Origin of the sequence: Lysinibacillus sp. NPDC056232 (assembly GCF_042267565.1) — a bacterium.
Lineage (GTDB): Bacteria > Bacillota > Bacilli > Bacillales_A > Planococcaceae > Lysinibacillus.
Window position 1 is genome coordinate 1 of record NZ_JBHJTF010000017.1, and the last position, 24,425, is coordinate 24,425.

Below are 24,425 nucleotides of genomic sequence, written 5' to 3' on the forward strand. Positions count from 1 at the left end.
TATATAAAAATTCATGATTTTAACCCACGAAGAATATATTTTTCGGAAGGTTTTTACTAATTCGGGATCGAATTGATTTCCCTTCCTTTCAATAATTCGATTATATGCTTCTTTTGGATCTATTGCTTTTCGATACGACCTCGTAGAAGTCATTGAATCAAATGCATCTGCAATAGAGACAATTCTTGCACTTAAAGGTATCTCGCTTCTTTTTAAACCATCAGGATACCCACTACCATTCCACTTTTCATGGTGTGAACGAATAATAGAAAAGTCGACATCGATGGAAGGAAACATTTTTAATAAATCTACGCCTATTTGAGGGTGCGTCTTTATCACATCATATTCTTTTTGAGTGAGAGGATAGGTTGTTTTATTTAATATTTCATTTGGAATCCCTATTTTACCTATATCATGTAGTAAACATGAATTAAAAAGTTTGTTAAGGGCATCTTGATCATATCGTTTTGTTTCTTTAGCTAAAATCGTGGCATATACAGCCACCCTTTCACTATGTTCCTTTGTATATGTATCCTGTAACCTTAAAAGATCTTTTATCAAGATATTCATCAAGATATTCATCTCCTTTAACTATTTAAATATAAAAAAATGTTATCAAACCCAAACCAATATTTCATTTCAAAAAATACCTCACAATCGGAATAATTTGAAATGTACCAAATGAATTTTGTTAACTAAGGAAGGAATACAATAGTGCGCTTACTTTTGAATAAAAACTTACTCAGACAACTACAATTTTTAGAGAAATTATATGAAAGGGATGGATGGATTACTTTGAGTGTGATAGCTCAAACACTCAATTGCTCTGAAAGAGTTCTACGTGATGACATTAAGTTAATAAATACAGAATTTAAACCCTTTCAAATTCAAACATCTCAAAATGGTGTTATGCTTACCTATCCAAATCATTATTCTGCAGATTTTATTTATCAAAAGGTATTATCTTTAAGTCCAGAATTTTTGTTCCTCGAACGCATATTTTTTGAAGAGAAATACGACATTGAAACCATAGCAAATGAGTTATTTCTAAGCTCTTCCACTATGAGACGGATTATTGCTAAATTGAATACTTTTTTAAATAAGTATGAAATACAAATCGTAACAAACCCTTGTAAAATAATTGGGAACGAACAAAATATTAGATCTATTATGGTTCATTTTTTTTATGAGAAGTATGGTGTAACTTATACCCCATTTGAAGACACACAAATCAAAGTATTGGATAAATTATTCCTCCATGTAATGCAAGCAAATCATATTCAACCTAATTTCCCAGACTTAATTAGAATTAAAAATTGGACAATGGTAAATGTGATTCGATTAAAGAATCATCACAAGAAAATTGTTCCAGAACATTTTCCAAATCATTTAGATCTAAGCATTTTTGATAACACATTGTTTTGTGAATGGTTTAAAGACACTTTTAATCTTGAATTTAACAAAGAAACTGTTCAACAGCTCTTTTCTGCTTTACTTAATAATCAATATGCCTTCAACTACGAAACATTAGAAAGAATGATTCAACAAAAAATAAATAAAGCATGGATAATTGTCCCTAAAATCGACTCTTTTTTGCATTGTCTCGCAACCAAATTAAATATACCCATTCAAAATAAAGAAAAAGAAAAGATAATTTTGGAATTATATAATTTGCAAACCATGAATTATGGTCGAAGTTTTATTTTAAATGATAAAAGACGTTTATTTTCAGAACGTTTTTCTCATGAATTTTCATACTTTGTATTGTTTTTAAAAGAGGAGCTAACGAAATTTCAATTTCATAAGGAATTTAAATGGACTTCGAATTTTTTTACGGAAACGTTATACATATTGATTATAAATTGGGGACACTTATTGAGTGCATTAAAAAGTAAAGTTCCGATACTTCATGTAGGAATATTTTGTGATGCAGACATAGAACACACTGAGTTCATACAAAATATAATGGTATATCAATTTGGACATTTAATTAAGCCATTTATAATTGAGGAATTAAATCTAAGTACTTTCAGAGAGGTTTCCAAAAATTATGACTTAATTATCACGAATATTTCAGGGTTAAAGGATATATCCGCTCCTATAATTTGCGTTAATACAATTCCTTTGTCACATGATCTGAATAAAGTACAAAAAGAAATTTTCACTTTAATTCATTTGAAACTTTCTAAAGAGTTTGAATAAGTAAGTGATTTAAGAGTTCCTTTTGTGTAATGTAAGCCAACAAAGGAACTTATTGATTTATTTTTCATTTAATCAGAGTTACAGAAATCAGCAATTCTAACATCTGATAGCTAAAAAAATCCTGTGATATACAGAATCTTTTCGTGTTTAGCAGACGGTATATATTTAAATAGGAGACAAAGTCATAAAAAAATGAATCAAATTCAATAGCTACTTAAGACAGAGATACTAATGTGTCAAAATATTAAATCATTTATAAAAACATTGACTTTTCAAAGATATTCTTATAGAGTGAAATTTCAAACAAAACATCCTCGTTAGGTGAGGCTCCTGTGTAGGAGATATGCTACTGCCCAAAAATGTCGAAAGACGCCAATGGGTCAACAGAAACCATCGACATAAGGTGGTTTTTAATGTAGCTGGCTTTGTCCTATGCCACACAGTGCTAAAGCTCTACGAATGGAGGAGCACATTTGCTACATTTATTTGTAGTGCAATCAATGTACGTTTATAGTACCGTGTAAACACCTTCATTCGTTATGAAGGTGTTTTATTTTTCTGTGAGGTGAGGAAAATGGATGACTATTCAGAACCAAACTCGAAATGTTATAAAAATGAACTAAATACAAAGAATATTTATGAGGAATTTTAAATTATCTTTCTTAACTATTGCTTTATCGTTGAGAGGAATTTTGTTTTTGTTTCTCAATTAAGGAGTGGTTAAAATGATTAAAAACATGACAGAAAACCAAATAACTCTTCAAATTTTCAAGTCATTAAAAGAAGGGAAACAGAAAGAATTTCAAGCAACATTAAAGGAACTCCAACCTTATGATATTGCACGGATTTTTGAGGGGTTACCAGAAAAACATCATACACGTTTCTTATTGTTTCTTACTTCTGTACAAATCGCTGAACTCATTCAAGAGCTTGAAAAGGTACTCCAATTAAAAGTTCTTAATAAATTAGGGATTGAAAAATCAGGACAGGTAATGAATTTAATGGATAATGATGATTTAGCTTCATTATTAGAAAACCTATCTCCTGATAAAATTGAAGAACTTCTTTCAGGTATGAAACAAGAAGAATCAAAAATTGTTCAAAATATCATGAACTACCCCCCTGAAACTGCAGGACGAATAATGACAAACCGTTTTGTGTGGATTCCTCAACACTTTACTATTCGAGAATCAATTGATAAACTCAAAATTTTTGCAGAGTTCTCAGAAACGATTAACTATTTATATGTAATTGATAATGATAAAAAATTAGTAGGTGTTGTATCCTATCGGGATTTAATCATAAGTAATGAATTTGAAAAAATTCAGGATATTATGTATAGCAGAGTAATCTCCGTTTCTGCTGAAACGGATCAGGAAGAAGTTGCTCGTGCAATAGAACGTTATGATTTTTTATCAATTCCTGTTGTAGAAAAAAATAATGAATTAGTAGGAATTGTAACAGTTGACGATATTATTGACGTTGTTATAAAGGAGGCAAACGAAGATATTGAAAAACTTTCGGCATCTGGTAAAGCCATTGATTTTGACACGAAGGCACACGTAGCTGCGTATCGCCGACTTCCCTGGCTTATCTTACTTTTATTTATCGGATTAGTTTCAGGAACCATTATTAGCGGTTTCGAAGAAACATTATCCAAAGTTGTCGCTCTTGCCTTCTTTATGCCTATGATTGCTGGGATGACTGGAAATACAGGCACTCAATCGTTAGCTGTTGTTGTAAGAGGTCTAATCACTACAGATACAAATAAAAGAGTAGTTTTTAAACTTATTATTAGGGAACTTAAAGTTGGACTGATTATAGGCATTACCTGTGGAATCTTAATCTCGATTATAGCCTATATTTGGCAAGGAAATCCGATTTTAGGTTTAGTTGTTGGTAGTTCATTAGTTGTGACTCTAATTATTGGGACTTTAGCCGGGACCATTATCCCACTAATATTATATAAATTCAACATCGATCCGGCAGTGGCCTCGGGTCCATTAATTACAACACTAAATGATATACTATCCTTACTTATTTACTTTGGCATTGCAACAATGTTTATTTCAAAATTGATGTAGAAAATTCACTGCTCTCCTGGTGGTATTCTTTAAGCTTTATCAAGATTTGTTAAGCAAATGGGTGACTATAACTCAAAAAGGACTGCCTAGCTTCAAGAACCTTAAATAGAATAGCGCTTGATTTTCAACAATCAAGCACTATTTTTGAATAAACCTTAGATTTAAAACGACTTTATTGTTATTAGTGAAGTATCTTATATTGAAAATTAAACTACTATATTTTAACCCCGTCCTAAAATTAGAACGGGGTTATACATGTTTTTTAGGTTTTTAAATAACTTTATTGTCTTTTTACATAAAGGACATTTAAAAAGTAACTCACAAAAAAATTTCATGAATTTTGAACAAGTAAAGAATAAAAAGAAAGTGTTAACTGAAAAATCAATAAATGTAATTTATACGTCAAGTGGCAATGTCAACAGCTTTCGGTGTAAGATGCAAAACGTAAATAGAGGGATTTTCCATCAAAATAACCTTGTGATTTCAAAGTTATTGTTAAATGTCTTTTTAAAAAGATTCCTTTGTAGGCGTTGGGTACACCAAAGGTATTAATTGAAAGAATATACTAAAAAGTCAATGTTCAAACTAAATTACGTCTTTAATGAAACCTATTAATCCTATTCCGACTGTCTCCAAAACCATACTAAAACCTGCCCCCAAAAGATATGGCAGAAGTCTATTTGCAAAACCCGAAAATTGAAGCTATAATCCTGGCAGGATCGATTTCAAGAAACTTACAGGATGAAAATTCGGACATTGAATTGCATATTTTGTGGTCAACACCACCAGAAGAGGAAGATCGAAAGTTCCCCCATTCAAAAGGTTGATGGAAACATTTTGGCATATCATCCGTATGAAGAGGAAGAGGGTCTGTCCTATCTAACGGGAGATGGGATTAAATTAGAAATAAGCAACTTTTTAACCATAACAGTTGAACGTTTATCTCAGATGTATTGGATAAGTACGAAAATTTAACCAAAAAGGGTTATCAACTATAAATAAGTGATAGTCTTATATACAAATGACTAGGTAATCACATTTTTTTGTGAGCCTGGTCATTTTGTATTTATTCTTTAATTGTTGTTTCAAATGTTTTTCTACCTGATTTTATTTTATCAACTTGAACATTTATTTTTTTAATTGATTCTTTAGTCAAGGGGATTTTCCCGTTATTCTCCAATGCTTTCCATGCTTTTACGTTGTTTCGATAAAGGTATTCGGATAAACGATAAATATCAACGTCTAACTTCAATCCTGCTTCGTAGGTTGCCTTTATTTCCTCTTTAACTTTCTTAATAACTTCCTTACGTATTTCATTTTCTGTTGCCTTACTTTTGAAACCATTAAGTATAACATCGACTTTAATATCAACCTTAAACTGTACTTGATTGCCTTTAATAATTGGTTTAACATCAAAATATTTTTTTTCAATATCTACTGTTAAACTTTTATTACTGTCTAATTTAAAGGTTAAGTCTCCTCTATTCTTTTTATTCTGCATCCAGTTAACACCTCTTGCGGTATCACCTTTAATTACCCCCCTAAATCCATCTTTTGAAAGTATTCCTATCCCCTTAATTGTAGTCTCTTTTGAAGGGTGCTCTTTTGTTGTCTCCCAATTTTCATCAATTGAAACCAAAGGTAAACTAACTTCATGACTAGGTTCATTTAAACCAATAACAAGATTCCTTAAGCTAACGGGTTCTGTAAATACTTCTAATTTCCGGATGTTTAATGGATGACTTAATTTAGAATCAATTAATGGTTTATTTAAAATAGGTGTTATCAAAAGAATTTCTTCTAGAGAGTCTTGGGTAAAGTGAACATTTATCTGATATCTTGTTTCTCTAAATCGCGAAAAAGTATCGAAAACTGAAATAACTTCCTCGTGTTTTAAAGCCTCTTCTGTAAATATCAGATAGGTCATATGTCCCCAAAATACTTCTTGATCAATGGAGCGATATAATTCATAAATAGCTTCTTCCATAGTTTCCCCTTTAGCATATCCAATCTCTGCAGGTGCTTCACGAGCATAAGGTGTTTCAGATTTTGCTATGTCTTTAAAGTTAATTAATTGTAGATAAACTTCATATTGATTGTCTTTAAAATCCACCCCGACCCCATTAACATAGTACATTCTTTGGGGTTCTATCTCATCCCAACATCCAGATAGAAGAGGGAGTGTTACGGTTAATATAAAAAAGCCCTTAATTATCCTATTCATTTCTCTCCACCTTAAATATCAATACATATTTTATTTAGTTTGGCAAAAATGAAGAGAATTATAAATAAAAGGGTCTTTTTAAAAATTTTAAGGGAAAGTTCAGTAGATGATTTAAAAAATAAGGTTTTAAGGAAAAGTTATTTTCTAAAAAGAAAAAACCGATTACCTATATGGAAATCGGTTTTAGGTTAGGATATTGATTCAAATTATTAAAAATAAGAAATAATTGGTAAGTGAACTTTTATTCGGGGATAGAAATACTATGTTTATTGGTCTATTTCCCACTATGTTTTTTCAAGAAGGCAATCGTTTTCCCTAGTGTTTGTTCAGCGTGTGTAGTAGTAAAATCAAATTGATACTCATGACCTAGGTCAGTATTTGTTCCGTCAAATAAAACACTTTCTACTTCTACACCATTCATTTTGAGAACATCTATAAGCTCTGTTGATTGCGGGGCTAGTGGATCTGCATCTCCAACTGTCAAAAAGGTAGGTGGGTAATTAGGTGTTACATGTTTAACTGTAGACATCTCATCTAGTCTAGAGAAGGACTTGAAATCTTTTTTTCCTGTATATGCCCAAAATACTGACTGGATACCTTTTTTTATTATTGGAGATGACTGAGCACCTATTTTATCCATGTTATAAACTCCACAGAATAAAAGAGCACCTTTTAACTGTTTTTTATCAACAGTAGGTTGAATATCCATTGATTTTGCTAGAGCTTCATTAGTTATTATCGCAATAGTTTGACTGGCAATTTGAGCCCCTGCTGAATCACCGCCAATAAATAAATGATTCATATTGCCGCCATATTTCGAAACATTGTCCTGTATATATTTAAGAGCTTGGTTAGTTTGTATGATTGGCCCCGGATATTTTTGTCCCGGTGCAATAGCATAGTTTATATTTGCTACAACATATCCTTCATTGGCTAATGCCATTCCATATTCTTGCGTTTGTTCCTTACTACCTGATACAAATGCACCGCCATGTATCCACATGATAACAGGGAGTTCTCCCTTAATATTTTTCGGATAATAAATATCTAAAAGACTATTCTCAACTCCATGTTTATCGTAAATAATATCTTTTTCAACATGGACTTGCCTTTTTATTGTTTCAATATCCTTAGGGGATGCAAAAGAATCAGCTTCAAAAAGCTGCTTGATTATAAAGGTATTAAGTACAGGTGTAAACTGACCAATTATAAATATAAGCAATATAGGAATGACAATAATATAAACTGGAATCATCCATCGTTTTTTTTTCTTATAAAAACTTTTTTTAGTTTTCAAATTGAATTACCCTTACCTCATTACGTATTTATATGAAATTCACTTGACGGAAAAAGAAGAGGGGGGATGCCTACGTTATGCAAAAAGAAAGACCAGCGTTCTTTATACTCTGATTTTCCTCCCACTACAAGATTTATCTAATAAGATGAATGATGAATATTGTTAGTCTAGTTTAGACATTATTGAACTTCATACAAATGTATTATATCAGATTTCGACCCTCAACCAATAGAAGAGAATATTATGTATGTGGAATAGCAATGTAGAGTACCTGGGCTTTTTGTGTTTATTCATCATACTGTCTATATTTTGTATGAAGCTCCTTAGATGCTTCATCGATAGGATTCTTCTCAGAAACGTCTTCAGTATAAGCATTTACAGTTTTTTCTTTAGCTTCTTTTTGCTCACTAGCTGGAGCTTCTTCATTATATGAAGCTTCCTCCTCACTACATGCAGTTAGTGTTAATATCGACAATACCCCTATTTAAAATATTTTCTTCATTGTATAACCTCCTTTGGAATTATCATTTAAAAAACAGACAAATGTAATTAGTTATCTATTCTGCTATCCGTACTGGGGTGTTTATTTGTATTTATTACTTCCTCAAAATCTGCTTTAATTTCCTCAATTGTATAGTAGAGGACAACTTTTAAAGAGTTCAGTATCGATTTATTACTTGTTGGAATGGTAGGAGTAAATTAACCGCTATAAATGCTCGGAGTTATGTGAAAATCTAGTTTAGTCAATGAGCAATATATAGCGGTTGTATATCGCAACCCAATTTTGAGCCAATTGTTAACTGAGCCAGTGAGCCACTTTACACTACCTGTCTTTTCCAGAAGAACACCTCGGCTTTATTTGGAGTGGCGGGCATGATACCCTTGTACGGGCGTTAAATTACTGATACTACGCCTTTAAAGTGCGAATTATGCCCGCAGAGGCTCCATGTAAAGCCCACCGAAAAATGTGCTATGACATTTAACTTGTCCACTGAAATGGATTGCCTGTTCAATTGCGAAGTGGCTCAATTTTCATTTGCGAAATACAAGCGGTTGAAGGTTCTTACAGTTTAAGTATGTTTATATCAAATTTAATTATACGTAAGGAGGAAATACAATTGACTCATTTTAAATATATGGAGAAACTACTTTTTATGTAGGGATGATGTTCTAGTGCCTTTTTACAATTGGTAAGAGTAGCATTCATTTTACCTTATTCTAAAATCGATTCAATATAAGTTTCCCCAATTAGGTACTTAAAAGCAGTACTATGGAAACCGGCACGTATTTGGCTTCGGAAAATAGAAGGAAATACGGTACCATTAGGATTTTGAACTGTCAGTTGCTCCAGTTAAAGGTTATAGTGACAAATGGATATTCACTATTTCTATTTATATGTCTTTCATTTTATTCTAAAACGCAAGGAACAAAAAAACAGAAAATTCAATTAAAAATTATACGACGTTAATGATATTTTATTTGTTATGCTAATAGAAAAATCCCCTCCAAATAGGACATGTAATTGACTATAATTATAGTCTTTTTTACACTGTCTACTTAAAGGGGATAATACTAGGACTTCAAAAGTCCTTAGCCCTATTTTTCTCTTAAATATAGACCCTCAGTTGAACTGATCGTCTCAATGAGTTTTCTATATTTCTTATCTTGAACAAATACAGAAACAATTAATTCATTTACCCATGCAATAATCTTTAATTCTGGTAAATAAATTATAGTTTGCTCGTACCCTCTTAGACTTAATTTTAAGTAATTACTTAATTCTTTTGGAGATATAATTTGAATAAAAGGATGGTCTTTCGTTTCTAGAAGATAATCTTTTTCTTCATTTGTGAAGAAATCTGGTACCTCTCTTAGTGAAAAGTAATAAGAACTTTGTACCCACAAAGAGCTATAACATGATAAGATAGTTAAAGTGTCTATAAATTTTTTTTCGACTTCAAAAAATTCTTTTGGTGTTTGATCATTTTGACTAAAACAAAAGTCAAGAGGAGCAAACCATTCCATCGATTTATCAATAATCATTGGAAAACGATCTATTATCAGAAAATTTTCTGGGTACTTAGTGTAAATCTCTTCTTCTTTTTCGAGAAATCCTGTAATATCAAAATTAATAGAAAGATTAAAAGAATCAAACATTTTTTTAATCTTTCTATTTTGATTAAAAAACATTTCACTCACCTAAATAAACACCCCTTTTAAGATAATAACATATATTAGGTATTTTTATTTAGATATAATCCTCCCTTTTTCATCCAGGGAAGCAACTCTATTACCTTTATCATCTTTAAGTTTCCATTTTCTACCGCCATGACCCGCAGTATCTTTATCTATTTCCCAGCCTGTCTTAGGATCTTTATATGCGGTTTTCCCACCTACTTTTTGAGAAAACTTACCCATATCAATAGAACCATCACTATCTAAAATCTTTTTAGGTATCGCTCGATAAGCTGTATCAATTTCGTTAGTTAGAGTCGGCTGATTCATCCATAAAAGAAATACACTACCTGTAGCAGCAGTTGCACCTATTGTTGCCCAGACTATGTCAGAAATAGCTATTGCCGGTACAGCAAACCAGATGAATTTTGGTTGTACTTCCAAATCTTCTGCTTCAACAATTTCTCCGTTAATTACCAAATTTTCATTTTTGGAATAATTAGAAGCAGCTAAAGAATTAGTTGGAATTGCTATATTAACTAGTAAAAGCAAGACTAATAAACCAGATATTATTTTTTTCATTTTTGTGATTCTCCTTTTCAAAGTTAATTTATAATTTTCGGTTCGTAAGATCATTTGGTAATTCATCTGCTTTGAGTAACTTATCATATTTTCAAAAATAAATAAGATATCGTACACTTTTTGGAACTAATAATCAATCTGATGCACCGAAATAATAGGCCTTTAGTAAAAGTTACTCACATTTCCGCTCAATAATTGTTTGAAAATTTTGTATATTACCATCCCTCTTCTAGTTCATTCGAATATGACCGCTCTATTCGTTATTTCCTAGTATAGATAGGAACCTGTCGCAAGAAAAGCCCTTTTCTTAAATTAAAAATTTGCTATAAAATTTCCTATCAAACATGTTTTTTGCTATACAAATGTGGATAACATGCTAATTTCCCCTAACGGTTCATTCAGGAATATAAACTAAGTCAGTAATTTTCTCTCTATAATTACTACCTTATATTCACTTCTTTAATTACTTTTTCATGTGTTTTGTAGTCCAACCCAAAAACTTTAACTTCCCCAGTATCTGGCTTCAATAAATTCATTATCATTTTTATTGTTGTCAATTTTCCGGCACCATTTGCCCCGACAAATCCTGTTATGTACCCTTTCTTCACCTGTAAGTCAAGATTTTCAATAGAAAAACCTTTAAATTTTTTGCTTATATTACTTATTTCAATGACATTTTCCATTGCTTCACTCCTCATTTAAAATACTCAATAATTCTTGCAATTCATTAAGTGACATTCCTATTTCTCTGCTATTTTTGATGACTGCACTCAACTGCTCTTCAATGACTTTTAGTTTTTTCTCTTTGATTACCTCTAAATTTTGCTCCGCAATAAAAGAGCCCTTACCTACAATGGAATAAATAAAGCCCGCCTTCTCTAATTCTTCATAAGCACGTTTGGTTGTGATCACACTAATCTGTAAATCCTTTGCTAATTGGCGCATAGAGGGTAATGCTGTCCCTTCCAAGAGGTCACCTGTTAAAATCAATGACTTAATTTGATTTGTAATTTGTTCATAGATTGGTTCCTTTGAACTATTCGAAATAATGATTTGCATGTTAATCCCTCTTCTTCATTTGTTGATTGAGAAAATAATAATCAATTATGCCTCGGCATAATTGCGTCCGGAATCGGCTTTGTACTTAGGCCAGCAAATGTTTTCTGTGCGAAAGCGCAGTGCTAACGTAGCGGCAGCAACAAATGTTTTTTGTGCGAAAGCGCAGTACTAACGTAGCGACAGCAAAAGGTTTTGTCTGTGCGAAAGCGAAGCGTCAGCAAAAGGGTTTTATCTGCGCGAAAGCAAAGCGTCAGCGGCAACAACACGAGGGCCGACACGATGTCGGTCATTTCGGTATGCCACAGGACGTGGCGTTCTTAGACTGAGTTCCTCTATTTCAGCGGGTGTGTTTAGACTACCGCTAAAAGAAGTTAAACCTCTCAATACAACACAATATATATATACTTTATACACATTTTACACATTGCAAAATACATTGCAACTATTTTATTTTACGAGAGGAGTTGAGCTAACTATTTTTAAGATCAAGGAGTAAAGTAGTAGTGCAATTGTTAGTTTTATCAATAGATATAACTCAATCAAATGATTATGATTATTAACATTCCAATACATGTAAAACCTGCTTACCGCTCGCTCGTTTCATTCATTGCAATAATTAATACACTTAATCGATTAGTCTGTACAGTGACCTCAAATAAAATGACATGACGATTTATCTCTATCGACAATGATGGATATGGAGAGTATAAGAATGTTGAATTACCGGATTTTTACACAAAAAATACAAGGCACCTAATTAAAGGACCTTGTAGACTCTAAATAAAAACTATTTCAATTATCAACTATCACTGAAAACCAAACCCGATATTTTCCGGCTTTAAAAGCAAAAATTCCCCAAATTAATAAAGTAGCGAGTACAAAAGCTAGCGTACATCTTGCAGCTTCTGGAATATGATCATTATTTTCATCTTTAATATTCTTATCTATACTCATCTCCCCCTTAATTCAAATATATTACAATATCCTATGCAAGACTTAGAAAAATAGTAAAAGCTGCTTATTTATTTCAAAATTCTGTATATTAAAATCCCTCTTCTAGTTCATTCGAATATATCTGCTCTATTCGTTATTTCCTAGTAAAGAAAGGAAGCAGTCACGAGAAAAGCCCTTTTCTTAAAATAAAAATTTGCTATAAATTTTCCTATCAAACATGTTTATTGCTATAAAAATGTGATTAACGTGCAAATTTCCACTAATAATGAACAGTATCTTATGAAAAAGTTAATATTTATGCCTAAAGGAACTGTATCTTTTTCAATAATACAATATAATAGAAACAACATGGTTTTTTTCCTAACACTTGGTAAAAGAAATAACATTCAAAAATTACATAGAGGTGAAGCAAATGATCCATCCATTAAAAATTACTAGTACATTAGCCGATGAAACTAGATACTCTATTTATGAGTACATCCTGCAAGAGAAGAAAACTGTAACGGTTCAAAACATCGCTGATAAATTCGGCATACATCCAAACGTTGCACGTCTACACTTAACAAAGCTATCAGAAATCAATATCATCACAGCTGATTTTGCTAAAACTGGGAAAGGTGGCAGACCTGGTCGTGTTTATAAGGCCTCAGATAAAGGTGTTTCATTAACGTTCCCGAGACGTGATGAGGATCGACTATTAAAATGGTCAATCCAATTAATTCAAGAGTTCGGACCATCTGCACTGGAAAGATGCCAAGACATAAGTTACCAAGACGGTTATCAGCAAATGAAGAATTATGTCAATGCTGAGTTACAATTAAATAATACCCTTTCATTCGAACGAAAGCTTCAGCTATTAACTGACAATGCAGCATTAATTGGCTATATCCCGCAAGTACAACAAACAGAGCACGTTAAAAGAGTGACGTTCTCCATTTTTAATTGTCCATTCCAGGAGCAGCTTTCTACTCATTCAGAAATTGTTTGTTCTTTACATGAATCTTATTTAAAAGGTCAGGTAGATGCGTTATTTTCGAGCAATGATTTTGTACAAATTGATAGCATGATACATAATTGCGATTTATGTAAATATGAAATAAACGTGACAGAAATCGATAACTAACTTTTAAAATCCAATTGTTTGTCACAAAGAAGAAGAAGTTCCAGTTTACAGATACCTTTCATATCATTTATAATGAGTAAGAGATTATTGTGTCGTGGGCAAAAGGAGGGGAAATCTTCATGGATAATATGTATAAAGTTATGGCATTCTGGACAGGTATTTTTGCAGTCATGTTCTACCTTGGTGGTATGAACGAAGTATCGCTATTATTCGTAGGTAATACAGGTTTATTCTTATTATTAGGCTTCTTGAACCTTTCAGAACGTATGTACATGTACATTTTCGGAGCATATTTAACTGTATTCTTTGCTGGCTTCACGTACTATACAACATTCATTCACGTACCTGGTGTCGGTCATTAATACAAAAAACGCGTGTCTCACCAAATGTGAGACATGCTTTTTTTATGTAAATTTATTCACATCATTTATCAAGGCATAGTAAAATCCCCCTTTGCAATTACATGGTTAGATTTTGGTTTATTTTATCTATCCAACAAATTGCAAGGGGGATTTTTGTATTTTATGAAGTTAATTTAGGTTTTAATCCAACACGAAGCTCTGTAAGTTGATTGGAGTGGAGGCTGGGCGACTCCTTGGGGATCAAGCAATAGAGGGACGAAGGCTAAAAACCATCACGTTCTGTGATAACGCCTTCGTGACCAACAACATGTTGGCCCAAGCGGCTCATTGGACGCCCCAGGAAGCTTTGCTCTGTGCGAAAGCAAAGCGGCAGCAACAAATGTTTTATCTGTGCGAAAGCGAAGCGACAGCAACAAATGTTTTCTGTAGCGAAAGCAAAGCGGCAGCTACAAAGCGCCAGCCGGAACGGAAATCAACCCACACGCTATGATGAAGAGCACCTTAAAAACCATTCAAGAAAGGATTTGTCTCCATTTCTGCACCGACTGTTGTATAATTACCATGACCAGGGTAGATAATAGTATCTTCAGGTAATGACAATAGCTTATCATGAATAGATGCAAGTAATATTTTTGTTGAGCCTCCTAGTAAATCTGTACGACCTACACCTTGCTCAAAGAGTGTATCTCCAACAATAGCGAAGCCATCATTTTCAAATATATATGAAATACTACCCGGTGAATGTCCTGGCGTAAAAATAGCTTTAAAACCAAAATCGCTTATTTCAAATAATTGTTCTTTTTTAATTATATTTTCTTCAGCCGGTGTGCCGACTATATAATCTGGTAATGCTGCATATTTACTAGAGCCATTTTTTGTTGGATCTCCTAACCAGCTTACTTCTTTTTCATGAATCCATAATGGTACATTAAAAGCTTCGCGGACAGCATCTACGGCACCGATATGATCGAAATGCGCATGTGTTAAGAAAATGGCCAATGGTTTTAGGCCGTTACTACGTATTGCCTTGATAATTCGATCCGCTTCTTCTCCTGGATCAAAAATTATGCATTCCTTATTTTTATTCGATACGATATAACAATTCGTTTGGACAGGTCCAAGTGAATAACTTCGTACGTTCATCATTGCTATCACCTCAATTACAATTATACAGCCTTTACCACCATTTGACGATAAATGTTCATAGTTTAAGCTATTTTAGTTCTCGACAAAAACAGGTAGAACGTTTACAATTAAGGAGGAATATTGTTGACGACATTCATTTTCTGATGTCGAAAGGAGTGTCAATTTTTAATGAACTTATTAATGGTTATTTTTGGTCTAGTAGCAATTTTAGCTGTAGTTGGTACATTCCAAGCACTTAAAGAGAAGAACCTTTTAAGCGTTGTTTTCAACTTATTAAGTGCGGTAGTATTCGGTTGGTTCGTAATTATGACTGTAATTCATAGCGGATACCCTCCAACATTACACTAAAATTCAGAGAAAAAAGAGCTGTCTCCATCACGAGACTGCTCTTTTTTCTCTCTTTTATATATTTATTTCCTATTTGAACTGTTCTTTTTGACCTTTCGAGCAGTCTAACACTTACTCTAAGCTGTTTATTTGGCTTCCTATACGCCCCTATTAAAGTTTAAAAGAAGCTCTTCTATACTCTTTTGTAATATGTGGTAAATAGCTCGTCACTTCTGCTAAACAGGCTAGTAAACGTTTAACTTCTTTCAGCAAGTGTTTTATGTAACGAAAGCGGAGCGACAGCTACAATTATGCCGAGGCATAATTGATTGTACAACAAAAAAGAGATCTCATTAAACATGAGATCTCTCTTTTTGTTTACTTAACTGCCCCTTGCTTCAAATTCCCTGTCTTTTGGTCATAGAAGCGGAGTAAATCACCGTTAATGATGGTATCAGAATTTTCTAGTTCTTTCGTAGCCCGATCAGCGTATGGCTGACATGGCTCACCATCAATTTCTTCACCAGTTGCTTTGTCATAGCAAGCTTCACCAGCATATACATATTTATCTGTTACAAAACGACCGTCACGGAACACAATGAAATCTTCATGCTCTGGTGAGAATAGGTCTGCACCAAGTTGCATATCTTTTGAAGTTTCAACACCAAGAAGGTGTAAAATTGTTGGACGTAAATCCATTTGTCCAGAAACCTCTGTCATTTCTTTACCGTCACCTGATCCAGGGATATGGATGTATAATGGTACTTCTTGTAACAGTGCATTATCAAATGGTGTAATGCTTTCTTTTCCTAAATATTGAGCCATCGCTTTGTTATGGTTTTCTGAAATACCGTAATGGTCACCATACATTACAATAATAGAGTTATCATATACACCTTGATCTTTTAAACCTTGGAAGAAGTCTTTAAGAGCTTCGTCCATATAACGAACTGTTTGGAAATAACGATTTAATGTACCTGAGTTTGACGTATATTCAGGAATCATTACATCTTCTGGGTCCAATGTGAATGGATAGTGGTTCGTTAAAGTAATTAGTCGAGAATAGAATGGCTGTGGCATATCTTTCATTAAGGCTGCGGATTGCTCTAGGAATGGGACATCTTTCATACCCCAGTTAACAGCTTGCCCTTCGCCAATCTTATATGAGTCTATGTCATAGAATTTATTAATGTGTAATGATTGATACATCATGTCACGATTCCAGAATGATTTATTATTCGGGTGCATGACATTTGTAAAGTAGCCATTATCTCCAAGGCGCTCAGCCATTGAGTTATACGTATTTCCACCGTGCGTGAAGAATACCGCACCTCGACCTAAACCGAACAATGAGTTTTCTGTAATAAACTCTGAGTCAGAAGTTTTCCCTAATCCAGTTTGGTGATAGAAGTTACTGAAATAATACGTATCTTTATCTTTTGTTAAAGAGTTTAAGAATGGTGTAATTTCATGACCATCCATTTGATTATTAATCACAAAGTTTTGTAAAGACTCCATCGAAACAAGAATCAAATTACGATCCTTGTATTTACCAAACATTTGAGGGTTGATTGCTGCTTGATTAGAACGAATATAGTTGTTCACTTCTACTAATTCACTGCCATCCGCTAATGCACGTTGAGCAGAAGATTTTGACTGAATATAAATATCATACAAATGGTAGTTATACGTACCAATGTTTTTCACAAGTAATTCACGGTCAAAGCTACGTGTTAACAATTGTGGACGCTCTGTTTCAGATAATCCTAAGTTTAAGAACGACATAGCAATCGCTAATACGAAGTACGCGCGACGGAACTCCACGTTGACTTTAACTTCATTTTTCATTTTAGGTAAATATTTATTCGCTAAAATTAGAATAAGTACGTCGACAAAATATAATAAATCCCAAGGGCTTACAATCGCTGCTACTGAAGTTCCTAAATCACCAAAGTTACTTGTTTGGAATAATACCGGTAGCGTAATAAAGTCGTTGTAGAAACGATAGAACGCCACATTTCCATATAAGACAATTGATAAAACAACACTAATCGTAATTATATAACGACTTTTAACTTTTGGCGATTTAAAGAATAATGATATACCATATGCAAATAGCACGAAGCTTAAAGGATTAATAAACAAAATAAATTGTTGCATTGCATTTTCAATTTTCATCTCAAAGCTTGTGTGATAAACAATGACCGTTTTTATCCAAGTTGCTACAATTGCTAGTATCATAAATGAATGTTTAGGCCACTTTATTGATTTCATTCCTAACATCCTCCTTACTTTCTTACAAAAAAATAATAATTTTAACAATTTGTTACTGAAACAAAATATATCTTAATCCTTTTTTTACAGATAATCAATAGATATATTTTCGGAAAATTGTTCTCCTTGTTCGTGCTGGACAATAATATATACGTTTTTACTTGTAAAAAGTTTCACAAATCATAAAAACAGTGGAAAACCACTGCTTTTAATAATATTACATACATGTTACATTATTTTTACAATACCCCATATGAATTATTTTTAAAACATTACTGGCTATTTTCTTTCATGCGAAGTTTTGTTGTTTCTTGTCGAATTAGTAACAATGCCATTTGGTAATCTTTAATATCTAGTACATTCGCTTTATACAACTCGCGAATTTCATCCTCCATTAACATCAAATCACCAATCGGATCACGTGTGTAAATATATGTGCCATATGTTTTTAGTAATTGATAAATATCTAACATTTTGTCCATTTTAGTTCGCTCCTCGTTGTGTTACACAGTCAAGACGTTTTGTCGGTGTCACAATGATATCTACTGGGCAATCGTGCGCTTCTCTAGGGACATGTTCATATAGCTGCTCGTTAAATAACAGAGACATGAGTTTACCCTTCTTATAGTGTAATACATAGCGATCGTAATAACCACCGCCGTAGCCAATTCGATAGCCGAACTGATCAAAGACAACTCCTGGAACAAGGATGACATCCATTTCATTTGCGTCAACAAACTCACACTTTTCTGGAATTGGCTCACGCAAATGCATATAAACAGTTTCAAGCTGGTCAAACGTTTCAATGGCGTAAAATGACATTTCTCTTGTTTTTGCATTACATTTAGGTACAGCCACTTTTTTACCAAGTTGCCACAGTTCTTCTATTAATTGAATTGTGTCGATTTCTGGCTTATTGGAAATAGTAACGCCGATTGTAGTTGCTTCTATTATATATGGTTCCTGTAGCACTTTTTTTAATACAGCAAATGATTGATCGTGGTAAGCTACTTTGCTCATTTCGGCAAGCGCTTCCTTTACCTCGTTCCGTAAAGTTGTTTTATCCATGTTAAGCTATCCCCTAATCAATTTCGCCTGGCGTAATTGCCGCTGACGCTTCGCTTTCGCGCAGATAAACAATGCGTCCGGATTTTGAATTGTGCTCAGGCCTGCACGAGGGCCGACACGATGTCGGTCATTTCGGTAATGCCACAGGACGTGGCGTTTTTACCGATGCAGGTCAGTTAGCCGTTTTCGCAGGATGCGAAGGTTTTAGGCTAACATCCTTATATTCATTCCTTTCAAAATCCGTGACATCCGCCGGAGGCTTTAGGCCAAAACGATGTTGGTCACTCAGTCGTTGCCACAGGACGTGGCGTTCTTAGACTGAGTTCCTCTATTTCATTTGGCGTTTGGTTACTCATTGAAAGAAACCTCATCCTCATTCATCTCTCCACCTTCAGAGGTGGCAGTCTTCTGTAGCTGACGCTTTGCTTTCGCTACAGAAAACATTTGCTGAATGAAGATAAAATGTAGAAAGCCAAAACCACAAGTGGTTTTGGCTTAATGAGCGATTACTTAGTTTCACGGTGAAGAGTGTATTTCTTCTCGCGAGAGCAATATTTTTTAAGTTCAAGACGCTCTGGATTGTTACGCTTGTTCTTTTTAGAAATGTAGTTACGTTCGCCGCAATCTGTGCAAGCTAAAGTAATGTTTACGCGCATTATTAACCCTCCCACTCTATATCAAGAATTTAAATTTTGAGCATGATTTATACGACTAACCTATTATAACATAAACTGAAAAAAAATCTACCGTCATTTCATATTAAGTTTGCATATGGTAAAATACCTTATAATTACATACTTAATGAGGTGAAACTAGTGGATTTATCCATCATACTTATGATTGTGGGAATTCTTCTAATTATTGCGTCGTTCTTTTTCAAAAATAACGCGAAAAAAGTCGAACAAGATGTAGAGGAGCTATCCATCTCTATTTTTCAAGAAACAAATAATTTAAAACGTCGTCTGAAAATTGTTGAGGAGGAGCTGTTATTAGAGCCAGAGTTTCAGGTTAAATCACCGTCAGCACAAAATAACACGATACCAAATCCGAAAATCCAACAGGTCATGCAAACTGTTCAACAGGCTGCTCAGACGTCGAAGACAGGACAACCAGCTACACAAACGAAACCTATCCATCAAATTATTATTAGTCAGGTACTTGAACTAAATAAGCAGGGTCTTTCTGTAGCCGATATAAGTATTCGGTCCAATTTAACGGAAGAGCAAGTCCGCCAAGTGATTGCAAACGGAGGTCGGTAATCTATGAATAAGTCCGCTATCCGCGCATTTGGCATTGCACTTTTTCTTGTTGGAGCTTTACTAGCTTTAGCAGTTCGTTTCGATCTCAATATCGGTCTTCCAACTAAAGCTTCAAAAAACACCGAACATGTAGAGGAGCTGCAAAAAAAGCTCGAGCAGGCAAATAAAGAAATTGCATTGTTAAAGGAACAAGTTAAGCAAGTACCGAAGGAAAACACGCAGAAGACAGATGCACCTAAAACAACGCCTAAAGACAAACATGAATCGGCATCCCAAGGAAACGTTACTACTATGACACTTCAAATTTATAGCGGTATGGAACCATATACTGTGGCGCAAAAGCTTGAAGATGGTGGCGTCATCGAAAATAGTGTTGAAATGGAACTTTTACTTGCTAACCCTAAATACGCTCGAAGCTTACAAATTGGTTCGTACGAAGTCAATTCTTCGATGTCTTTAGAGGAAATTGCAAAATTGATTACAGGGAAAAAGCAATAACATTCCCCTCCTATTTGTAAAAATGGCTGTCACCAAAAATCACAACTACTGATTTTTGATGGCAGCCTATTTTGTTTCGTTTATGAAATTTGTTCTATGAAAGTTTGCATCATTATGTTACCCTCTTGTGTCCCGATGGATTCTGGATGAAATTGTAGCCCAAAAAGCGGGTATTCCTTATGTTGAATCGCCATAATTTCCCCATCATCACTGGACTTTGCTAATATATTAAAATCCTCATGTAACGTGCTTGGCTCTATGACGAGAGAATGATAACGCATTACTTCAATTTTACCGTCTAACTGGGCAAATAAGCCTGTTTTTTCGTATTGAATCGTAGATATTTTTCCATGCATTATATGTTTAGCTTGAACGATGCTACCCCCAAAAGCCTGCCCTATCGATTGGTGCCCAAGACAAATTCCTAAAATCGGAAATTTCGTATAAAGCTCTTTGACAACATCCACTGTTATTCCGGCATCAATTGGCGTACCTGGACCGGGCGATAAAATAATGGCTTCTGGTTGCATTTTCATAATTTCTTCGATTGTCATTTCGTCATTACGTACTACTTTTACATCTTTCCGAAGCATACTTATTTGCTGAAATAAATTATATGTGAATGAATCATAGTTATCGATCAATAAAATCATTGTTTTACCTCCAATAACGCGCGGGCTTTATTTAGTGTTTCCTCGTACTCAGACAAAGGCACAGAATCGTAAACAATACCGGCTCCTGCCTGAACATGGGCACAATGATCCTTCACGATCATTGTCCGAATGGCTAGAGCTAAATCCATATCCCCTGTAGTAGAAATATAGCCTACTGCCCCTGCATAGACACCCCGCTTCACAAGCTCTAGCTCATTGATTAGCTGCATAGCACGAATTTTCGGGGCACCGGAAACAGTTCCGGCAGGCAGGCAAGCTCGGAGAACATCCAAAACATGTACATCATCCTGTAATTCGCCGATAACCTCCGATACAATATGCATTACATGTTTATAACGCTCAATAGTCATATATTTTATAAGCTTCACTGTACCCACTTTAGCAATACGGCCAAGATCATTACGGCCTAAATCCACGAGCATACGATGTTCAGCGATTTCTTTTTCATCATTTAGTAGTTCTTCCGCCATTGCGTTATCCTGCTCCACGGTTTTACCTCTAGGCTTCGTTCCTGCTATTGGATTTGTCGTGACCTTTCGATCCTTCACCTTGACAAGACTTTCAGGAGATGTTCCTAAAATGGTGTACGAACCAAAATCCATATAGAACATATATGGTGAAGGGTTAGAAGTACGTAACTGACGATATAAAGCAAAAGGATTACCTGTATAGGATGAAGTAAAGCGTTGTGATAAGACAATTTGGAAAATGTCACCCTTCCGAATATGATGCTTGGCGCGATCAACCATTGCTACAAAATTATCTTTGGCAATCATTGGTCTGAAATCTAGCTCTCCAAACGTCATGGCGTCAAATGTTGTTCCGGCATGAAGCTGCTTCTTCATCGTAGAAATAGCCAATTCCATCGCTTCAAGAGAACGTCCTTCATTAAATAAATCAATCGCCGCTAATGTAATCTCTTGCTTTAAATGATCAAAAACAATAAATGTATCATAGAAAAAGATATGGACATCCGGCATTTCTAAATCGTCCTGCAAGTATTCACCTATTTTCTCTGTATAAAACGCTGTTTCGTAACCAAAGAACCCGATTGCTCCTCCAAAAAAGGCGAAGGGGTATTGTGCCTTATGAAATGGCATAACTTGCTGTAATTTTATTAATACATTGTCACTTGATTTTTCAGTTTCTCCATCTTTGATAAAAGAATAACCATTCCTATCTCCAATCAATTCTGCAATTGGGTTGACCGCAATAAACGAGTAACGCCCACTTTCTTCATGCTTGGCTGACGATTCGAAAAGCATCTTATGCTCCCCATCCAGTGATTGATAAACGGAAATTGGTGTCATCATATCACCCTGTATTACCTTCATGGCAAACTTTCTAAGCTCAACTGTCATACTCTTTCTCTCCTTCTCTATGCTCTGCTCTTCTACACCAAAATCTATTAATTATGCAATGGCATTTTTTGACGCTGTCGCTTCGTTAGCATCTCGCTTTCGTTTATACAAATATTGCGTCCGGATTTTTATAAACATTTCCTGCCAAAACATATAAAAAGGCCTTTCCATCACAAAAGGACGGAAAAGCCGTGGTGCCACCTTCATTGGTCTTTTATCAATTATGCTCCGGCATAATTGCTTCTACAATCGGCTTTGTGCTTAGGCCTGCATGAGGGCCGACATGATGTCGGTCATTTCGGTAATGCCACAGGACGTGGTGTTTTTACCAATGCAGGTCAGTTAGCCGTTATCGCATGGATGCGATGATTTTAGGCTAACATCCTATGTGAATTTCTTTCCGATTACGTGACATCCGCTGACAGAAGTTAAAAGACCCACTCTATGCCCTATAACGTGGGCAGACGCTAATCCATACTTTATTCAGAATTAGAGCTCCGAAGTCCATTCACCATGTTTTTGTACTAGTTTTCACCAGCCACTAGCTCTCTATAACAAATAATAATGGCTACTACTCTTCATCAAAGCTGATTACATATATTCATTGTAAAACAAGAAAACTAACAATTCAAATTATTTTTTATTACTTATCCATTCATCTTCAGCCAGATTAGCTACTTTAATATTTAGTTCTTGAAAGATTTGACGAATAGCAAACAAAATATCCTGTCGCACATTTAGCATCACTGCCGTATCATTTGTTGCCACATAGAAACGTACAAGGACTCGATAGGAAGTTGGATAAAACTCATCTATAAATACATGAATCATTTCTTTTTCTGTTTGAGCATGCAAATAAATTTCCTTTTGAATGGCACTTAAAGCACCGCGTAATATTTCTTCTTCATTTTCAGCAGCTACAAATAAAAATTGCTCACATTTTCGTTTTTCCCTTCTTGACAAATTATAAATTGGTCGATTTGCCAAATAAGAGTTAGGCACATAAACAAGCCCTTTATCACCCGTTTGAATCAATGTACTTCGAAGATTAATATCCTCAATGGTCCCTTCAATTTTTTGGTCCTCTGTTGCGATCCAATCGCCAATTTGAAACGGGTTATCTAATGCGACTGACATCCCACCAAAAACATGCCCTAGTGTATCCCGAATACCAAAGGCAATTGCCACACCCGTTAAACCAATCCCCGTTAAAAAGCCATTTATGTTAAAATCCCAGAATGAAGCAATCGTAAACATTGCTAATATCATGATCAGCACTTTTCCTATACGAAGAAAAAACGGTAAAAGGACGTTTGGTTCTTCTTCACTATTCAGCTGCAAAGGCTGTTTTGTATAAAAATGTAAAACATCATATACACCTTTAAAGGCAAAAAAAACAATAATGGACAAAACAAAATTCTTTGTCACTGCATTTGTAAATAAATTTTCTTTTAATAATATGGTTAAGCTGAGTACAATCACTGCAAACATGAATGCATAGCGAATCGCTTTATTAAATTGTGCGAGCACGGTTGCCTGAAAGTTACGCTGACGATTTCTCAAAAATGTAACCGTGCGATTAATCATTTTTTTTATAATAAAATGCTGAAAAAGCCAACCAACGACAAAAAGAGCGATGGCAATAATAACGTCCATCCATGTCGGTGCTGACATATTTGGTAATAACCACTTCAATGAATCCATATCATTCTCCTCTAACTATTATGTATATTCACAAAAAAGAAGCCGACAATAC

The 24,425-nt window shown here is 34.4% G+C and carries 25 protein-coding genes, 2 pseudogenes, 1 riboswitch and 1 other annotated feature; of the genes and pseudogenes, 10 read left to right on the forward strand and 17 right to left on the reverse strand.

What is annotated here, in order from left to right:
• Positions 1-570, reverse strand: a 570-nt coding sequence (locus ACFCYJ_RS13785) for an HD-GYP domain-containing protein (protein ID WP_376074589.1), incomplete at its 3' end; no start/stop codon positions are given.
• 156 nt (positions 571-726) lie between these two features.
• Here ACFCYJ_RS13785 and ACFCYJ_RS13790 point away from each other — a divergent pair.
• From ACFCYJ_RS13790 to ACFCYJ_RS13800, 3 genes and pseudogenes are all read left to right on the forward strand, one after another.
• Positions 727-2,202: an AcpB/EbpR/MafR family transcriptional regulator gene (locus tag ACFCYJ_RS13790; protein WP_376074502.1), complete on the forward strand. Its 1,476-nt coding sequence runs from the start codon at positions 727-729 to the stop codon at positions 2,200-2,202.
• 306 nt (positions 2,203-2,508) lie between these two features.
• Positions 2,509-2,674, forward strand: a riboswitch (M-box (ykoK) riboswitch).
• Positions 2,675-2,927: 253 nt separating this feature from the next.
• Complete coding sequence (gene mgtE, locus ACFCYJ_RS13795) at positions 2,928-4,286, forward strand: magnesium transporter (RefSeq protein ID WP_376074503.1); 1,359 nt, start codon at positions 2,928-2,930, stop codon at positions 4,284-4,286.
• A 665-nt stretch (positions 4,287-4,951) separates the two neighbouring features.
• A pseudogene (locus tag ACFCYJ_RS13800) lies at positions 4,952-5,254 on the forward strand (nucleotidyltransferase domain-containing protein); the annotation flags it as partial.
• A gap of 98 nt (positions 5,255-5,352) precedes the next feature.
• On the opposite strand, the gene ACFCYJ_RS13805 reads toward ACFCYJ_RS13800, so the two are convergent.
• From ACFCYJ_RS13805 to ACFCYJ_RS13835, 7 genes and pseudogenes are all read right to left on the reverse strand, one after another.
• The gene (locus ACFCYJ_RS13805; RefSeq protein ID WP_376074504.1) at positions 5,353-6,510 is read right to left on the reverse strand and encodes a Ger(x)C family spore germination protein; all 1,158 of its coding nucleotides are present in this window, start codon (positions 6,508-6,510) and stop codon (positions 5,353-5,355) included.
• Between the two features lie 274 nt (positions 6,511-6,784).
• The gene (locus ACFCYJ_RS13810) at positions 6,785-7,807 is read right to left on the reverse strand and encodes an alpha/beta hydrolase (RefSeq protein WP_376074505.1); all 1,023 of its coding nucleotides are present in this window, start codon (positions 7,805-7,807) and stop codon (positions 6,785-6,787) included.
• Between the two features lie 286 nt (positions 7,808-8,093).
• Entirely contained in the window at positions 8,094-8,282 is a 189-nt protein-coding gene (locus ACFCYJ_RS13815) for a hypothetical protein (RefSeq protein ID WP_376074506.1), read from the reverse strand.
• 1,121 nt (positions 8,283-9,403) lie between these two features.
• Positions 9,404-10,006, reverse strand: a complete 603-nt coding sequence (locus ACFCYJ_RS13820) for a hypothetical protein (protein WP_376074507.1) — start codon at positions 10,004-10,006, stop codon at positions 9,404-9,406.
• 45 nt (positions 10,007-10,051) lie between these two features.
• Positions 10,052-10,564 carry a hypothetical protein gene (locus tag ACFCYJ_RS13825; protein ID WP_376074508.1) on the reverse strand — a complete coding sequence of 171 codons (513 nt, stop codon included), beginning with the start codon at positions 10,562-10,564 and terminating at the stop codon, positions 10,052-10,054.
• Between the two features lie 455 nt (positions 10,565-11,019).
• A pseudogene (locus ACFCYJ_RS13830) lies at positions 11,020-11,247 on the reverse strand (ATP-binding cassette domain-containing protein); the annotation flags it as partial.
• 4 nt (positions 11,248-11,251) lie between these two features.
• Positions 11,252-11,623, reverse strand: a complete 372-nt coding sequence (locus tag ACFCYJ_RS13835) for a GntR family transcriptional regulator (RefSeq protein ID WP_349660316.1) — start codon at positions 11,621-11,623, stop codon at positions 11,252-11,254.
• Positions 11,624-11,775: 152 nt separating this feature from the next.
• On the opposite strand from ACFCYJ_RS13835, the gene ACFCYJ_RS13840 reads away from it, so the two are divergent.
• Entirely contained in the window at positions 11,776-11,949 is a 174-nt protein-coding gene (locus ACFCYJ_RS13840) for a hypothetical protein (protein WP_376074509.1), read from the forward strand.
• A 466-nt stretch (positions 11,950-12,415) separates the two neighbouring features.
• On the opposite strand, the gene ACFCYJ_RS13845 is transcribed toward ACFCYJ_RS13840, so the two are convergent.
• A complete protein-coding gene (locus tag ACFCYJ_RS13845) occupies positions 12,416-12,577 on the reverse strand; it encodes a hypothetical protein (RefSeq protein WP_376074510.1) in 162 nt (53 codons plus the stop codon).
• Positions 12,578-12,989: 412 nt separating this feature from the next.
• Between ACFCYJ_RS13845 and ACFCYJ_RS13850 the strand changes: the two genes are divergently transcribed.
• The 3 genes from ACFCYJ_RS13850 to ACFCYJ_RS13860 all read left to right on the forward strand — a co-directional run bounded on the left by ACFCYJ_RS13850 (position 12,990) and on the right by ACFCYJ_RS13860 (position 14,552).
• Positions 12,990-13,700, forward strand: coding sequence for a helix-turn-helix transcriptional regulator (locus ACFCYJ_RS13850; RefSeq protein ID WP_376074511.1), 711 nt, complete (start codon positions 12,990-12,992; stop codon positions 13,698-13,700).
• A 119-nt stretch (positions 13,701-13,819) separates the two neighbouring features.
• Positions 13,820-14,062, forward strand: coding sequence for a DUF2626 family protein (locus tag ACFCYJ_RS13855; RefSeq protein WP_376074512.1), 243 nt, complete (start codon positions 13,820-13,822; stop codon positions 14,060-14,062).
• A gap of 205 nt (positions 14,063-14,267) precedes the next feature.
• Positions 14,268-14,552 (forward strand): hypothetical protein, encoded by a 285-nt coding sequence (locus tag ACFCYJ_RS13860; RefSeq protein WP_376074513.1) that lies wholly within the window; start codon positions 14,268-14,270, stop codon positions 14,550-14,552.
• 11 nt (positions 14,553-14,563) lie between these two features.
• Here ACFCYJ_RS13860 and ACFCYJ_RS13865 read toward each other — a convergent pair whose 3' ends face one another.
• A complete protein-coding gene (locus ACFCYJ_RS13865; RefSeq protein ID WP_376074514.1) occupies positions 14,564-15,208 on the reverse strand; it encodes an MBL fold metallo-hydrolase in 645 nt (214 codons plus the stop codon).
• 168 nt (positions 15,209-15,376) lie between these two features.
• Here ACFCYJ_RS13865 and ACFCYJ_RS13870 point away from each other — a divergent pair, with 168 nt between their 5' ends.
• The gene (locus ACFCYJ_RS13870; RefSeq protein WP_323651506.1) at positions 15,377-15,556 is read left to right on the forward strand and encodes a DUF2759 domain-containing protein; all 180 of its coding nucleotides are present in this window, start codon (positions 15,377-15,379) and stop codon (positions 15,554-15,556) included.
• A 357-nt stretch (positions 15,557-15,913) separates the two neighbouring features.
• On the opposite strand, the gene ACFCYJ_RS13875 is transcribed toward ACFCYJ_RS13870, so the two are convergent.
• The 4 genes from ACFCYJ_RS13875 to rpmG all read right to left on the reverse strand — a co-directional run bounded on the left by ACFCYJ_RS13875 (position 15,914) and on the right by rpmG (position 19,533).
• On the reverse strand, positions 15,914-17,809 hold the full coding sequence (locus ACFCYJ_RS13875; RefSeq protein WP_376074515.1) for an LTA synthase family protein: 1,896 nt from the start codon (positions 17,807-17,809) through the stop codon (positions 15,914-15,916).
• A 272-nt stretch (positions 17,810-18,081) separates the two neighbouring features.
• Positions 18,082-18,291 carry a YqgQ family protein gene (locus ACFCYJ_RS13880; protein ID WP_376074516.1) on the reverse strand — a complete coding sequence of 70 codons (210 nt, stop codon included), beginning with the start codon at positions 18,289-18,291 and terminating at the stop codon, positions 18,082-18,084.
• Between the two features lies 1 nt (position 18,292).
• Positions 18,293-18,877: a 5-formyltetrahydrofolate cyclo-ligase gene (locus tag ACFCYJ_RS13885; protein ID WP_376074517.1), complete on the reverse strand. Its 585-nt coding sequence runs from the start codon at positions 18,875-18,877 to the stop codon at positions 18,293-18,295.
• Between the two features lie 506 nt (positions 18,878-19,383).
• On the reverse strand, positions 19,384-19,533 hold the full coding sequence (rpmG, locus tag ACFCYJ_RS13890) for a 50S ribosomal protein L33 (protein WP_008408521.1): 150 nt from the start codon (positions 19,531-19,533) through the stop codon (positions 19,384-19,386).
• Between the two features lie 159 nt (positions 19,534-19,692).
• Between rpmG and ACFCYJ_RS13895 the strand changes: the two genes are divergently transcribed.
• Positions 19,693-20,136, forward strand: coding sequence for a hypothetical protein (locus ACFCYJ_RS13895; protein WP_376074518.1), 444 nt, complete (start codon positions 19,693-19,695; stop codon positions 20,134-20,136).
• A 3-nt stretch (positions 20,137-20,139) separates the two neighbouring features.
• Positions 20,140-20,634 (forward strand): hypothetical protein, encoded by a 495-nt coding sequence (locus ACFCYJ_RS13900; protein WP_376074519.1) that lies wholly within the window; start codon positions 20,140-20,142, stop codon positions 20,632-20,634.
• A gap of 80 nt (positions 20,635-20,714) precedes the next feature.
• Here ACFCYJ_RS13900 and ACFCYJ_RS13905 read toward each other — a convergent pair whose 3' ends face one another.
• From ACFCYJ_RS13905 to ACFCYJ_RS13915, 3 genes are all read right to left on the reverse strand, one after another.
• Positions 20,715-21,287, reverse strand: a complete 573-nt coding sequence (locus tag ACFCYJ_RS13905) for an anthranilate synthase component II (protein ID WP_376074520.1) — start codon at positions 21,285-21,287, stop codon at positions 20,715-20,717.
• A complete protein-coding gene (trpE, locus tag ACFCYJ_RS13910; protein ID WP_376074521.1) occupies positions 21,284-22,669 on the reverse strand; it encodes an anthranilate synthase component I in 1,386 nt (461 codons plus the stop codon). The genes ACFCYJ_RS13905 and trpE overlap by 4 nt, the downstream gene beginning before the upstream one ends.
• A gap of 173 nt (positions 22,670-22,842) precedes the next feature.
• Positions 22,843-23,263, reverse strand: a binding site (T-box leader).
• 39 nt (positions 23,264-23,302) lie between these two features.
• On the reverse strand, positions 23,303-24,373 hold the full coding sequence (locus tag ACFCYJ_RS13915) for a mechanosensitive ion channel family protein (RefSeq protein ID WP_376074522.1): 1,071 nt from the start codon (positions 24,371-24,373) through the stop codon (positions 23,303-23,305).
• Positions 24,374-24,425: the final 52 nt, after the last annotated feature.